The organism is Paenibacillus ihbetae (assembly GCF_002741055.1).
In the GTDB taxonomy this organism is placed as follows: Bacteria; Bacillota; Bacilli; order Paenibacillales; family Paenibacillaceae; genus Paenibacillus_AQ; species Paenibacillus_AQ ihbetae.
Window position 1 is genome coordinate 4,227,397 of record NZ_CP016809.1, and the last position, 14,018, is coordinate 4,241,414.

Annotated in this window: 16 protein-coding genes and 1 pseudogene; 11 read left to right on the forward strand and 6 right to left on the reverse strand. The window is 53.3% G+C overall.

The features are described 5' to 3' along the window. Positions 1-63 precede the first annotated feature (63 nt). Complete coding sequence (gene sspI, locus BBD41_RS18815) at positions 64-303, reverse strand: small acid-soluble spore protein SspI (RefSeq protein ID WP_007131943.1); 240 nt, start codon at positions 301-303, stop codon at positions 64-66. A gap of 152 nt (positions 304-455) precedes the next feature. On the opposite strand from sspI, the gene BBD41_RS18820 reads away from it, so the two are divergent. From BBD41_RS18820 to yunB, 6 genes are all read left to right on the forward strand, one after another. Further along, positions 456-1,118 (forward strand): potassium channel family protein, encoded by a 663-nt coding sequence (locus BBD41_RS18820; protein WP_077568120.1) that lies wholly within the window; start codon positions 456-458, stop codon positions 1,116-1,118. An 81-nt stretch (positions 1,119-1,199) separates the two neighbouring features. After that, positions 1,200-2,009, forward strand: a complete 810-nt coding sequence (locus BBD41_RS18825; protein ID WP_077568119.1) for a TrmH family RNA methyltransferase — start codon at positions 1,200-1,202, stop codon at positions 2,007-2,009. Positions 2,010-2,187: 178 nt separating this feature from the next. Beyond that, positions 2,188-2,613: a DUF1801 domain-containing protein gene (locus BBD41_RS18830; protein WP_077568118.1), complete on the forward strand. Its 426-nt coding sequence runs from the start codon at positions 2,188-2,190 to the stop codon at positions 2,611-2,613. Positions 2,614-2,792: 179 nt separating this feature from the next. Beyond that, positions 2,793-3,218: an SRPBCC family protein gene (locus BBD41_RS18835; RefSeq protein WP_099478434.1), complete on the forward strand. Its 426-nt coding sequence runs from the start codon at positions 2,793-2,795 to the stop codon at positions 3,216-3,218. A 3-nt stretch (positions 3,219-3,221) separates the two neighbouring features. Next, a complete protein-coding gene (locus BBD41_RS18840) occupies positions 3,222-3,629 on the forward strand; it encodes an ArsR/SmtB family transcription factor (protein WP_099478435.1) in 408 nt (135 codons plus the stop codon). A 109-nt stretch (positions 3,630-3,738) separates the two neighbouring features. Beyond that, positions 3,739-4,746 (forward strand): sporulation protein YunB, encoded by a 1,008-nt coding sequence (yunB, locus tag BBD41_RS18845; RefSeq protein WP_077568115.1) that lies wholly within the window; start codon positions 3,739-3,741, stop codon positions 4,744-4,746. A gap of 57 nt (positions 4,747-4,803) precedes the next feature. On the opposite strand, the gene BBD41_RS18850 is transcribed toward yunB, so the two are convergent. Then, positions 4,804-5,892 carry a M23 family metallopeptidase gene (locus tag BBD41_RS18850; RefSeq protein WP_099478436.1) on the reverse strand — a complete coding sequence of 363 codons (1,089 nt, stop codon included), beginning with the start codon at positions 5,890-5,892 and terminating at the stop codon, positions 4,804-4,806. A 285-nt stretch (positions 5,893-6,177) separates the two neighbouring features. Between BBD41_RS18850 and lipA the strand changes: the two are divergent. Next, positions 6,178-7,077, forward strand: a pseudogene (gene lipA, locus BBD41_RS18855) (lipoyl synthase); the annotation flags it as partial. Positions 7,078-7,114: 37 nt separating this feature from the next. Next, positions 7,115-7,621 (forward strand): YutD family protein, encoded by a 507-nt coding sequence (locus tag BBD41_RS18860; protein WP_099478437.1) that lies wholly within the window; start codon positions 7,115-7,117, stop codon positions 7,619-7,621. A gap of 90 nt (positions 7,622-7,711) precedes the next feature. Here BBD41_RS18860 and BBD41_RS18865 read toward each other — a convergent pair whose 3' ends face one another. Next, positions 7,712-8,515, reverse strand: a complete 804-nt coding sequence (locus BBD41_RS18865; protein ID WP_077568111.1) for an NAD kinase — start codon at positions 8,513-8,515, stop codon at positions 7,712-7,714. A 64-nt stretch (positions 8,516-8,579) separates the two neighbouring features. Then, a complete protein-coding gene (gene ylbJ, locus BBD41_RS18870; protein ID WP_099478438.1) occupies positions 8,580-9,818 on the reverse strand; it encodes a sporulation integral membrane protein YlbJ in 1,239 nt (412 codons plus the stop codon). Between the two features lie 404 nt (positions 9,819-10,222). Here ylbJ and BBD41_RS18875 point away from each other — a divergent pair, with 404 nt between their 5' ends. Continuing rightward, the gene (locus BBD41_RS18875) at positions 10,223-10,606 is read left to right on the forward strand and encodes a globin domain-containing protein (RefSeq protein ID WP_077568109.1); all 384 of its coding nucleotides are present in this window, start codon (positions 10,223-10,225) and stop codon (positions 10,604-10,606) included. A 43-nt stretch (positions 10,607-10,649) separates the two neighbouring features. Continuing rightward, complete coding sequence (locus tag BBD41_RS18880) at positions 10,650-11,342, forward strand: DUF2225 domain-containing protein (protein ID WP_099478439.1); 693 nt, start codon at positions 10,650-10,652, stop codon at positions 11,340-11,342. 143 nt (positions 11,343-11,485) lie between these two features. Here BBD41_RS18880 and BBD41_RS30335 read toward each other — a convergent pair whose 3' ends face one another. Both BBD41_RS30335 and BBD41_RS18890 read right to left on the reverse strand, forming a co-directional pair. Next, positions 11,486-11,716, reverse strand: a complete 231-nt coding sequence (locus tag BBD41_RS30335) for a hypothetical protein (protein WP_007131957.1) — start codon at positions 11,714-11,716, stop codon at positions 11,486-11,488. After that, the gene (locus tag BBD41_RS18890; RefSeq protein WP_099478440.1) at positions 11,713-11,901 is read right to left on the reverse strand and encodes a YycC family protein; all 189 of its coding nucleotides are present in this window, start codon (positions 11,899-11,901) and stop codon (positions 11,713-11,715) included. The genes BBD41_RS30335 and BBD41_RS18890 overlap by 4 nt, the downstream gene beginning before the upstream one ends. Positions 11,902-12,028: 127 nt before the next feature. Between BBD41_RS18890 and BBD41_RS18895 the strand changes: the two genes are divergently transcribed. Next, positions 12,029-13,822, forward strand: coding sequence for a M3 family oligoendopeptidase (locus BBD41_RS18895; protein WP_099478441.1), 1,794 nt, complete (start codon positions 12,029-12,031; stop codon positions 13,820-13,822). The last annotated feature ends 196 nt before the right edge of the window (positions 13,823-14,018 follow it).

A 14,018-nucleotide genomic window follows, 5' to 3' on the forward strand; every position in this document is an offset into this window, starting at 1 on the left:
GCAAAAAACAATCCTCAGGCTGTTTAAGCTTTGAGGATTGTTTCTTTGCGGCCGCCGGCCGTCTTAGCCTTGCGTCAGGTTGCCGGGGGTGACGTGCTTCAGATGCTCGTGAAGGGAGGAGACGAGCTGGTTCTGCTCGGAAGCATCCATGTCCTTCCACATCATTTCAAACATTACCCCCAGTCCCGGCAGGGCGGCTTCCGGTCCGTCGACGGAACCCTCGATCATGGAGCGCAGCTCTTCCTGGTCCTGATTATGGACTTTGTGAATGACAGCTTGCCGTAGATCTAACAATATGGACATCGAAATGTTCCTCCTTGTTTATGAAAGGGTCATTGGTAATGTACCCGCAGAGAGGCAGTTACATTCAAGTATTCGGGTCAGTATGGTATACTGTAATAACGAAAAACCAGAACAATGCGGAATGGATCTAGGCTCGTGGGAGGATTATATAAATGGCGAAGAAACAGTACGCAGTTATCGGCATGGGACGTTTTGGCACGAGTGTAGCGAAGGAATTAAGCATCATGGGCTTTGATGTATTGGCCGTCGACGCGAGCGAACAGCGCGTGCAGGAAATCGCAAATATGGTTACGCACGCGGTATCGGCGGATTCGACCGATGAAGAAGCGCTGCGGGCGCTCGGCATCCGCAACTTTGATGTCGTTGTCGTGGCCATAGGGGAGGACATCCAGTCCAGCATTTTGACGACATTGATCTTGAAGGATCTTGGCGTGCCGGCCATTGTCGTCAAGGCGAAAAATGAACTGCACGGCAAGGTGCTTCATAAGATCGGGGCGGACAAGGTGATTTTCCCTGAACGGGATATGGGGCTCCGGGTTGCGCATCATCTGGTATCTCCGAACATCCTGGACTATATCGATCTGTCGGATGATTACAGCATTATGGAGATGCAGGCTACAGGGGAGCTGCTCGGGCACAATCTGAGAGAGCTGGATATCCGGGCCCGGTTCGGCTGCAACGTTATGGCGATCCGCAGCGAATCGGATATGAACATTTCACCTCATCCGGAAGACCGCATCGAAGAGGGCGACATCCTCGTTATCGTCGGCCACAAGAACGATCTGGCGAAGCTGGAGCTCGCTTACCCGAAATGAACCTGATATAGATATAGATTGATATGCCGGCTAAAGCCAGGCTATGATTTCATAAATGCATAGAGAACGGTGGATACAGCGATGGAGATATTATCGCCGCAGAATGCCCGTGTGAAGAGCTGGGCTCAGCTGCAAGAGAAGAAGCATAGGGACAAGCAAAAAAAATATGTGGTCGAGGGGATTCATCTGGTGCAGGAGGCGCTGTCCTCCGGAGCGGATGTCGAGTGCGTAGCCTTTGACATCGAGCGGGGCATCCCCCGGGAGCTAACCGGCATACCGGATACGGAACAGGGTGTCGAATGGATCGGCGTATCCCATGCGGTCATTGCCAAGGTAAGCGATACGCCTTCCCCGCAGCCCGTATTTGCCGTCGTTCGCAAGGAAGCCCGTCAGTGGCAGGAGCTGATCCTGCGCGAAGGCGGCCTTGTGATGGTGCTGGACGGTCTGCAGGATCCGGGCAACGTCGGCACCATTATCCGTACGGCGGACGCTGTAGGGGCGGCAGGCGTTGTGCTTGGCCGAGGCTGCGCGGATGTATACAATCCGAAGACCCTCCGCTCCACGATGGGATCGTTATTTCATTTGCCGGTGCTTGAGGGCGATCTTCTGCAGATTTTACCGGAGGCTCGAGCGAGAGGAGCCCGGCTGGTAACGACGCTGCTGGAAGGGAACCGCTCATGCTTCGAGTATGACTTTCAAGGAACCTGCTGGATCGTCATCGGGAGTGAAGGAAGTGGGGTATCCCCCGAGGTGGCAGCTCTGGTGGATGATGCGATACGGATCCCCATGCCGGGTCAAGCCGAATCGCTGAATGCAGCGATGGCAGCCTCCGTCCTCATGTATGAAGCGCTGCGTCAGCGGGAATACAGCGACAGCAAGACTGGACATTGATCGGGCTCGTTCGATCGGCTCCAGTCTTTTTTACTTGATGCGGCTAAGCACATTCATAGGGAACAAGATATTTATTATGAGCGGCCGATATCTGTTAGGATGGGCATAAGCGCCATCTTATACAGACTGGATGGATAGGGAATGATGATGAATGATATCGAGGAGAGGGGAAAGCGGCATGTACGAGCAAAAAACGAAAGCGACGGAAAACAGCGTTATCGAATTTATCGAGCAGGTGGACCATCCCAAAAAGCGGGAGGATGCTTATCGGCTGCTGGACATTTTCACGGAAACGAGCGGTTTCCCGGCAAAAATGTGGGGGACGAGCATCATCGGATTCGGCTCGTATCATTATCGTTATGCTTCCGGGCACGAAGGCGATGCGCCGTATGTCGGCTTCTCTCCGAGAAAAGCGAAAATAAGCCTGTACTTTGCGCCTGGAGATGAGAAGCGCGAGGAGCTTCTGTCAAGCTTTGGCAAATATACCGCCGGCAAAGGCTGCGTTTATATCAATAAAGTCGCCGATATTGACGAAGAGGTGCTAAAGCAGCTCATTGTGCAATCCATCGATTTTCTCCAGCGAACCTATCCGGTTCAGGATTGAGTCATGGCAGCTAGGTATGGGGTTAACGATAGAGAAGTCACGCAGGAAAGTCACGTAGGAAGTCACGGCAGAGGAAGCAGGTAAGTAATGGTTGTTGACATGAAACCTTTTGGTTTCATATAATGCTATTATGAAACCGAAAGGTTTCTTAATACGGGATGAAGCGAGGTAGACCGAGGATGGACAACGCAAGCGGTGCTAAACTGCCGGATATACGACATACGATTACTTTAAAAGCCCCGATCGACAAGGTGTGGCAGGCTGTGGCAACTTCCGAAGGGATTGCGGCTTGGTTTATGCCGAACAACTTCGAGCCGGCCCTGGGCTTTGAATTTCAACTGAATGCCGGGCCGTTCGGCATGTCCCCATGTAAAGTAACCGAGCTCGACCCGCCCCACCGGCTGAGCTTTAATTGGGGGAAGGACTGGACGCTGACGTTCGAGCTGGTTGAGCACGGCGATCATTCCGAGTTTACGCTTATTCACGGGGGCTGGACCGCTGATCAGGTTACGGAATTCGGGGAAGCTCACGAGCTTGTCCGCGGGCGCATGGATAACGGCTGGGCAGGCCTTGTTCAAAAGCTCGCCGGCTATGTTGAGGGGTAAGCGATGACCGGGGCCGCTCCGAAGCACGACGTATTTCAGGCGATCGCCGATCCAACGCGCCGTAAGCTTCTTGGCCTTCTGAGCGAGAAGGAAATGCCGGTCAAAGATATTACCGGACATTTCTCGATGACCCGGCCGGCGGTATCGAAGCATCTGCGCATTCTGGAAGAAGCCGGGCTTGTGAAGGAACGCAAGGTCGGACGGGAGACAAGATATCGTCTGGATGCCGGGCCGCTGCAGGATCTGAAGGACTGGCTGTCCTATTTCGATCGCTTCTGGGAAAATAAGCTGTCGATGTTGAAGCATTATGTGGAAGAGGGACCGATGGATCGGGAAACGCCGGAAGGCGAGGATCCAGCCCTTTCCCTGGTGTCACGAAAGTCTTGCCTGAATCAAGAAGAGCAGGGATAACGATTCCCTGCTCTTCTTTTTTGCCGGTTGTCCGCATACCCTCTATACAGGAGGAGCTTGCCAGGGTGATCTTGCAGCATTCAGGACGCCCGAATAGGGGGGATACAGTTTGAGACGAAAACGATGGGGAAGCAGGCGTTTATCCTTTCCGTCCCTGTCATGGCCCAAACCGCGCCGAACGTTCAAGCCGTCCAGGAGAGGGTTCCGGGCGGTACCGTCGCGAGGCGGGGGCCGTCCACAGGTCGCCAAGCGGCGCAGCAGGAAGAAATGGTGGCTTATCGCAATCGTGCTGATTATATTTGGAATTACGCAGTTTTTTATGCATATTGAACGGAATCTCAGACCGCCGATCATGCATCTGGCCCAAATTCGGGTCAAGCAAATCGCTACCGAGGCAATTAATAAAGCGATCACATCCCAAGTAACGCAAGGCCAGGATTTCGAGAACCTGGTGAATTGGAAAACGGACAGCAGCGGAAAAGTGACGGGCTTTATGCTGAATTATGCCGAGCATCTGAAAATTACGTCGCATACGACGCAGGTCGTTCAGCAAACGCTGGATGATATCCATAAGCGGAAGGAGCATATCCCGCTGGGCCAAGTGCTCAAGAGCCCGATCATCGCCTCGTTCGGTCCGCAGATTCCGCTGAAGATCGAACCGCAGGGAGCGGTAAAGGTGCAGCTGGACACCCGCCAGCAGGGGGCCGGGATCAATATGATTCTGGTGGAAGTATTCGTCCATATCGTGACCGAGGTAGCGGTGGTCGTCCCGTTCGATATGGAGCCGCAGACCGTTGAGACTGATATCCCGATCTCCTACCTGCTCGTTGTCGGAGACGTGCCTATGTATTACTATGATGCACAGGGAAAAGCCGTCGGGGAAAATAAAGCGAGCGCGCCAAGCATTGCGATCCCTCCGCCTTCCTCCACTGACAACAGCGCAAAAGAGGGAGAGCCGCAAGGAAGCACCGGAGACACGCCGCTTATTACACCGCCGTCTGGCAGCACGAGCCCAGGCGCTGCATCGCCAGGCTCGACTACTGCACCGGGGGAAACGCCTGCAGGGGAATCCGACCCCGGTTCGGTCCAGCCCGAAGGGGGAGGGGCGGGACACTAGGGCAGCCGAACCTAAGCTGCATGCCCCTATAACGTAAAAAACGCGTCCTGAAAAGCTTCAGGAACGCGTTTTTTTCTTGGATCTTTTCTCCTCCAGCTCCCACCGCTTGAGCAGGGGATATGGATCAAAAGCCCATTCGGTATGGCCGGTATCCCGGTAGATGCCGTAATGCAGATGCGGAGGGAATTTCCCCTGGGTGCCCGGCTTGCCGTAACCGGAGCTGCCGACCCAGCCGAGGGTCTGTCCCGGCTTGACCACATCTCCTAGGGCGATGCTTTTGTCAAAGCCCTGCAAATGGGCGTAATAATGATAGTGGTTGTTCAAATCCCGAATGCCGATGCGCCATCCGCCGTATTTGTTCCAGCCCTTGATCTCCACCACGCCATAGCATGTGCTGCGAACGGGGACACCGTGGGAGGCAAACAGGTCGGTGCCTTCGTGAACCCTTCTGCCCCCCCAGTTGCGTCCCATGCCGAAGGTGCTTCGGTAGGAGTAATTGCTTTTGACGGGGAGCGGGAAGGCGTGCTCGAACAAATCCAGTTTCCCGAAGGTTTCGTACAGCTTGGCATACTGCATCACACGCTGGACGGCCCGGGTATTCTGATAGTATGACCATAAGCCGATGCTGAAGTCATCGGCAGCATGGCCATACGGGGCCAGTCTAGCCGCGACAGTATAGAGCAGGTCCATATCATCGTTGGGATCGGCTTTACCGTCTCCGTTCCCGTCAAGCCCGATTCCCGAGAACACGCTGATGGACATCGGATCGACATCCTCCTGATCGGGATTTAACGCTCCTGCCCACCTGGTAGGAGGAATGAAGATGCCGAGGGTCCGTTCGGGATGCTTTCGGTCCCTGGGATGAACCTGGGTCAGCGTTCGTTCATACTGATCAATGGCCGCAAGCCGGTACCAAGGAATTTGGGTTACGGCGGCAACCTGGTCATATAATGATTTCCTGGCGGCGTATACATCAGCAGCATTACCGCCCGGGGTGCTTGCTTCGACAGCTGCGTCGGGCGGCTCTGAAGAAGGTACGGCATGTACCGTTCCGTGTAAACAGGTGATCGACGTCAGGGAAGCCACAGCTGCAAGTATCCAGCGGCGCAACGCGCGGCTTGAGCATAGCGATCGCTTGATCCTCAATGTGTTCTTCACCCCCTTTTTAGACTGTTGTTATTGAGGGTTCTAGTACGCTTAAATATCGGCGTGCACCGGCGCTGCGAAGCCTATAGGCAGATGGCCGCCCGCCGGTCGGATAGGAGTGCCTACACCGTAGGGTGAATCAAAGCAAGGATTTTTATCCATGCCGTACATAGATTAATGTTATATCGATGAGGACAGGTAATATGATGGTTTTCATGATATAATATGGAACAGTTAACGTGAGTTTATGAACATTAGGCAAGATCAAACCAACGAAAGAAGGTATTTTCTTTGTCCAAAACCAAACAGCCAAAACCCGACTGGATTCGAATTAAGCTGACAACCGGCGATAATTATAAGGAAATCAAGAGCATGATGCGGTCCAAAACGCTTCATACGGTGTGCGAAGAGGCCCGGTGCCCGAATATTTACGAGTGCTGGGCGAACCGTACCGCGACGTTTATGATTTTGGGGGATATCTGCACGCGTGCATGCCGTTTTTGCGCGGTAAACACGGGGCTCCCGACGGAGCTTGACCTGCAGGAGCCGGAGCGCGTAGCCGAGGCCGCCGAGCAGATGAACCTTCGGCACTGCGTTGTGACAAGTGTAGCGAGGGATGACCTGAAGGACGGAGGCGCGTACATATTCGCCGAGACGGTGAAAGCGATCCGAAGACGTCTTCCGCTGTGCTCGGTCGAAGTGCTGATCCCGGACTTTATGGGCAGCGAGGAATCGCTGAAGATTGTTATGGATGCGAAGCCGGATATTTTGAACCATAATATTGAGACGGTTAAGCGACTGTCGGATCGGGTGCGGGCTAAAGCGAAGTACGACCGTTCCCTCCAGCTGTTGAAGAATGCCAAGAAGATGCAGCCGGATATTCCGACGAAATCGAGCATTATGCTCGGTGTCGGCGAAGAGTGGGATGAAATTCTGGAAGCGATGGATGACCTTCGGGCCGTCGATTGCGATATTATGACGATCGGCCAGTATTTGCAGCCGTCGCCTAAGCATTTAAACGTGGAGAAATATTACACGCCGGAAGAATTCGCCATCCTGAAGGAAGAAGGAATGAAGCGGGGCTTCAGCCACGTGGAATCCGGTCCGCTGGTGCGCAGCTCCTACCATGCGCACGAGCAGGTGAAATCGGCAGCTCGGAGCAAGGAAGAAACGGTTCAGTCTTAATCCAGTCTCAGCGTGTTAGAAAGGCAGGGATGCTGTCATGATCATTATCGGCAACAAAAGCTATGAATTGCTGAAGGACTACCGGAACGGATGGAATCTGGAGGCTTTCCGGGATCGGTACAGCGAGGTACTGGACCGGTATGACTATATTGTGGGGGACTGGGGCTACAATCAGCTCCGTCTCAAAGGCTTCTACCGCGACAACCATCCGAAGGCCGCCAAGGACTCCACATTTTCCAGCATGTCTGACTATATTAACGAGTACTGCAATTTCGGCTGCGCCCATTTCGTGCTGCAGAAGACCAAGGAGCACAAGGAGCATAAAGAGCCGAAGGACCGGGAAGCACGGGAGACAGCAGAATTGAAGGAAGTCCGGCCAGATGAGGACAACAAGGGCAGCAAGGAAGCCGCCGCACAAGACGGGTCAGTGAAAAGCAAGAAGGAAGGCCGGGACCGCGAAGTCCGGGAAGCGAAGCGGGAGCAGCGTGATCAGCGCGAGCCGAGGGAGAAGGGGCCGAAGGCTCCGAGATCCGCTACTTCGTGAACCCCGTCTTGACTTGAACTTCATATCCTAATCAAAAAAAGATCGGATCTCTGCACCAACGGACAGAGGCCGATCTTTTTGATTGCTTGATTAACCAAGAAACGCATCGCGAACCCGGTTCCAGAACGGAAACGGCCGGTAACGGGCGAAGCTGACCTGCTGCTCCGCCACCTGGCAGCGAACGGAGATAAGATCATCGATCGAAATATTGATATGATCAATCGTAAGGAGCAAGCGCTGCTCTTTGCGCGAAAATATATCACAATGATGATGCTTGGGCAGAAGAAGCGGCGAGCCGAGCGTTCGGAAGATGCGGTTGTTGATCGAGGCAATCTCCGCGATCTGTAAGGCATCGATTGAGGGGTGCACCATAGCCCCCCCAACGCTCTTGTTGTAAGCCGTGCTGCCGGATGGGGTGGATACGCAAATGCCGTCTCCCCGGAACATTTCAAAGGTTACATCGTTAATATCAATCTGAGCGACAACGGTCCCGTCAACGCCCTTGAGCGTAAATTCGTTCAGCGCAATATAAGATGAAGTCCCCGACTTCTTATGGATCTCCAGTTGTACCAAGGGATACTTGACGAGACGCGGCTCCACGGATCCCGTCTTTCGGGCCCCGCTCATATGATCAATCAGTTCGTTCAGCTCGTCAGCTTTCCAGTCTGCGTAGAACCCCAAGTGACCGGTATGAACACCGACGAAAGCCAGGTCGGGTATACGGTCAATAAAGGTATGAAATGCGTGCAGCATCGTACCGTCTCCACCGATCGAAACGACAATCTCGGGAGATTCTGCATCCAGCACAAACCCCCGCTGTTCGGCCAGCTTGTGAAACTGCTGGGTCAGCTCGACAGACAATGGGTCACCGCGGTCCAGAACATAATATCTCAAGTTGATAAGCTCCTTTGTAAGGTTATATAAAGATGATAATCAATCTTGGAGAATAACACAATGTTCACCTTGGGATTTTGCGGATTTTTTGATGCAGGCCCCTGATCAGACGAATCAGCAATATGCAAACGATCAGCGTGCCGATCAGTACGGTAAAGCCCGCCATAATATGGCTATACCCGCTTAAGGCAGGAGTCGAAACAGCGGAGAGATCCATCAACGCAGGCATCGGGGTCCCCATCACCGTCTCCCACAGCAGAATGACGGCCGTGGCTGCTATAATCCCGTGGATCAGCCGGGCGACGGCAAACGGGAAGTATCGTAAATTGGTAGAATTCAAAATGCTGACGATTTGCGCATGCACGGACAATCCCCCCCATGACAGGATAAAAGCCGCGGCAGCAGCCTTATAAGGCAGGGGGATGAATGAACCGGCCTCCCCCGCATAACGAGCACCGAGCGTTACCTCGAAAATGCCCCCCACCAGCGCGGTCGACAGGGCCTGCGGCATCCCGATCAGCGACAGCATGGTCTTGATCAGCTCGGTGAAGCTTGTAACAACACCTGCACGGGTCCATAGCTCCAGAAAGACGGAAAAGAATACAACAAGCCCTCCAACGACAATAATAAGCTGAAGGGAGGATTGGATCGCTTGGCTCACCAAGGTGCCGAGATCTCGTCCATCCTGCAGTCTTGCAGCATGCATCGCTTGGAATGCGGCTTTGATCCGCCCCGGCTTCCCGCCTGCGATATTCAGCGTGTCTTCGCCGGGATGGTCCGCGGATTTGCGTCTGCCATGGAAACGCATCAGGAGACCCACAACAAAGCCTCCGCCATAGTGGGCGATCGCCAAGATCAAGCCGATCTTCGGGTCATGGAAGAAGCCGACCGATACCGCGCCGATCAAGAAGATCGGATCCGAAGAGGTGGTGAAGGCGACAAGTCGCTCTCCTTCCTCGCGGTTCACCATCTTCTGCTCCCACAGCTTGGCCGTGAGCTTTGCGCCGACGGGGTACCCCGATACATAGCCCATCGCCGCAACAAACCCGCCTGCACCGGGTATGCGAAACAGCGGGCGCATCAACGGATCGAGCAGGGTGCCGATCAAATGCACTACCCCGAAGCCGAGCAGTATTTCGGATATGACAAAGAAGGGAAACAGGGATGGAAACAGCACATCCCACCAGATCGAGAGGCCCCTGAGCGCAGACTCCAGAGCAGCCTCCGGATATATAGCCATTAGAACGATCACGCTGGTCAATGCCGTCACCAGCAGCAGCCAGCCCGCTTTTTTCATGGTCATGTAATCATTGCCTCCTGGCATCGAAGAAAATTCTCAAATATAAGTCTGTTCTAAAAATGTATGCCGGGATTAGGACAAACAGTCTAAAAAAACATGAGTAAGCGGTTTCAAAATTGCTTTATTTTCCGGGAACATGTGCTATAATAAAAAGCATCAAAGCACATCTTTCGTATTATGTTTGGATGGAGTGATGATCATGAGCATAGTCGCAGGTATTCTGGTATGCGCCTTCGTTTATGTTATACGTGCTTCTCTCGTCCAGAGTGAAGAGGATTGGCGCAGTTATTAATAGCATTTAGAAGGGGCTCCCCGCTGGGGTGCGCCTTTTTTTGTTGTTTTTTGCTATAATAGAGAAGTGCATACATGTCGAAAATTATATATATAGATGGGAGACCTGAAAGGGTATGAATCCGCATTTGAGCATCTATGATAACCTCGGCGGGGCCGAGGGGATCCGGTCTTTAGTCGAGGCATTTTATCCGAGAGTTCAGCAGAACGAGCTGTTGGCACCGTTGTTTCCGGAGGATATCGAGCCGGTAATGGAGAAGCAGTATATGTTTTTAAGCCAGTTTTTCGGAGGCCCCGCGCTCTTCTCCGAAGCGTATGGCCACCCGATGATGCGGGCAAGGCATCTTCGATTCCCGATTACCGAGCGCCATGCCGAGGAATGGCTTCGCTGCATGGAAGGTGCATTGACGGAGATCGGCGTGGACGATGAGCTCCGTGAATTTGTGCTGCAGCGCCTGTCCGGCCCTGCCCACCATTTCGTGAATACGCCCCTGGACTAAAGGCTATGACGAGAGTACGCAAGGGAAGGGATGGGAAGCGAAGATGAAATTGGAGCCCTTGTATTCCATCAAAGTGCAGTGTATTCACTGCGAGCACGAGTTTGAAACGTCGAGGGTCCGGCCCAGCTTTAAAAAAGCTTATCGGACGGATACCGATTTTTGCGCGTACTATAAGTCGGAAAATCCCGATTACTACGTCGTGAGAATCTGTCCGAGCTGCGGATTTGCCTCAACGGAAAATTCCATAGTCAAGCTGAACGACAAGCAGAGGTCGGCCTTTCAGGCGCAAATCGCAAGCCGCTGGGAGAGACGCGACTTCGGAGGCCGGCGCAGCCTGGAGGAGGCGCTGGAGACGTACAAGCTCGGCTTGCTCTGCGCGCAGATCATCGGGGAACGCGAGCGAATCATCGCAAGCCTGCTTCACCATATTGCTTGGCTGTACCGATACCAGCAGAATCAGGAGCAGGAAAAACGCTTCTTAAGGTATAGTCTGGACTCTTATATCCGTGTATTCGAGCTTGAGGGAGTAGGGGCCAATGATGCCAAGCTGCTCTATCTCATCGGGGAAATTCACCGAAGGCTGGGACAATACCAGGAGGCGGTGCAGTGGTTTGGAAGAGTGGTTCAAGACCAGAGGATTGTGGATGCGGCGATGATTCGCGCTTCCAGGGAACAGTGGCGGGTCGCTTCCGAGCAGCTGAGGGAAGAAAAGGGCCACGCGCTGGGAGCGGAATAGCGGCTTCATCCTGAGGAAACGAAGGCCGGCTGAAGGTGCCGATAAGAATAACTTGGAGCTTTCCGCTCTCCGGAGAGATCGGACTTACGGGGAACAGGGACATCGACGCCGAAGGGTAGAACCAAGCGGCCGGGCTAATGAAATTAGCGGAGCCGCTGGTCTGTAAGCAAATAATCAATGTCGCTGTCGAGCACGGTAACTCTGTTGTGGCAGCAGGGGAAGATCAGCAGCTTTTTCTTGCCCTCCCTGACACTAATCAGTTCTTTGGGCTTCATGGGAAGAAGTACATTGTCGGTCCCGCAGAAGGGGCATGTCTGTACATATACGTCATTTCCGACGACATCATAGGGCCATGTGTTTGAAAAAGGTATCATGAGTTCTCCGAACGACCCTGTTCGCTCTCCTGCTCCGACTGCGGCTCTGCCTTATCGTTCTTAGCAAGCTCGGCGATCTTCTGCATCAGGATATGCTGCGGCATATGCATAAGCTGCTCCAGCGGAACGCCCAGCTGCTTGGACAAGGTTACCGCCGTTTCCGGTGAAATTTGTAATGGTCTCATCGCTTATCGATCCTCCAGCAGTAATTTTAATATATATAGTTATACACTTTTCACGTCGTTCATACAAATATGAGCGCCAAGCTGGAAGAAAAAAACTTACTTCAATTTTGAAAGGCGGACTATGGATATGACACTTCAACAAACCTGGAATTTAGAAACCATCTTCCCGGGAGGCTCCTCGTCTCCGGAGCTGGCCAGCTTCCTGGAGACGCTGGAAAAGGATATGCAAGCCCTGCAGCAGGACGTTAAACACTTGTCCGTGCCGGCTACAATCGGGGACGCAAAAGCGCTGGAAGCCTTTATGGAGCAGTTTCAGAGCTGCTATGCCCGCGTACGGGAGGCTTCCGCATTTGTAAGCTGCTTGACCGCACAGAACGTAAACGATAAAAAAGCCGTTCAGCTGTCAGGGCGGGTTACCTCGCTGTCGGCTTCGCTCCAATCCGTAAAAAGCCGGTTCGATAATGTGCTTCGCGGAATGAACGATGAGCTCTGGACGGCATGGACAGGCACCGAGCCAGTGTCCAAGCTGGACTTCATCTTGAATGAAAGCCGGAACCTGGCGAAGGAGAAAATGAGCCCCGAGCTGGAAAGCCTGGCTTTGGCGCTCGGCGTTGACGGCTACCACGGCTGGGGCGAGTTTTACGACACCATCGTCAGCAAAATTCAGATTCCGTACGAAGAGAACGGCGAGACCAAGCTGCTCTCCGCCGGACAAGCCTTTAACAAAATGCATGATCCTAACCGAGAGGTACGGCAATCGATGTTTGAGAAATGGGAGGCAGCATGGGGGGCAGCGGCGGATTACTGCGCGGATACCCTGAACCATCTGTCCGGCTTCCGGCTGAAGCTGTATGAGAACCGGGGCTGGGACGATGTGTTGAAAGAGCCGCTCGCGATCGGCCGGATGAGCCGCGAGACGCTGGATACGATGTGGGCGGTCATTCAGGATACGAAGCCTGTGCTGGTGGAGTACTTGAATCGGAAGGCGAAGCTGCTGGGTCTTGACGGGCTGTCGTGGACCGACGTGGATGCGCCGATCCGCACGTCGGCAGCCAAAATTTCCTATGACGACGCTGCGGTTAATATCGTAGAGCAGTTCCGCAAATTCAGTCCGAAGCTGGCCGACTTCTCCCAAATGGCATTCGATAAAGGCTGGATTGAGGTTGAGGACCGTCCCGGCAAGAGACCTGGCGGCTTCTGTACTTCGTTCCCGGCCAGCGAGCAGACGCGGATCTTCATGACGTTTGGCGGAACCGCCTCGAACGTGTCTACGCTGGCTCATGAATTGGGACATGCGTACCATCAATTCCTGATGCGCGGAATTCCCGTGCTCAACCAAAGATATGCGATGAACGTCGCCGAAACTGCTTCGACCTTCGCTGAAATGATCGTATTTGACGCAATGGTGAAAGGGGCGTCCACCGAGGAAGAGAAGCTGGCATTGCTGGAGGAGAAAATTCAGAACAGCGTTGCGTTCTTTATGAACATCCATGCAAGATTCCTGTTCGAGACCCGTTTCTATGAGAAACGGAAGAGCGGGCTGCTCAGCGCCGAGGAAATTTCGGACCTCATGGTGGAGGCGCAGAAAGAGGCCTATTGCGACGCTTTGACATCTTACCATCCTCATTTCTGGGCATCCAAGCTGCATTTCTATATTACGGGAACACCGTTCTATAACTTCCCGTACACATTCGGCTACATGTTCAGCACCGGCCTCTACGTTCGCGCCCTGCAGGAAGGCCCTGCTTTTGCTGAAAAATACGATGCACTTCTCCGTGACACGGGCGTCATGACGGTTGAGGATCTGGCGAAAAAGCATCTGGACGTCGATTTGACCCAGCGCGATTTTTGGCAAAGCGCGGCGGATTTATGCGTATCGGATATCAGACAGTTTCTGCAATTAACCGAGCATTTGGCATAAGGTGCCGAATGCATCGCGGAAATACGATAAAAGAAGCTCCTTGCGGGCTTCTTTTTTTGTCGCATAGGGGAGAAAAATGCCGGAAGATACGGAAATGCATTTAAGTAATTGTGCAATTTTAGTCATATATACCCAATTATGTTGAATTATGTTGATGGAACATTTTCATTCCCTTATAATGAGTCATAAGCCCTAA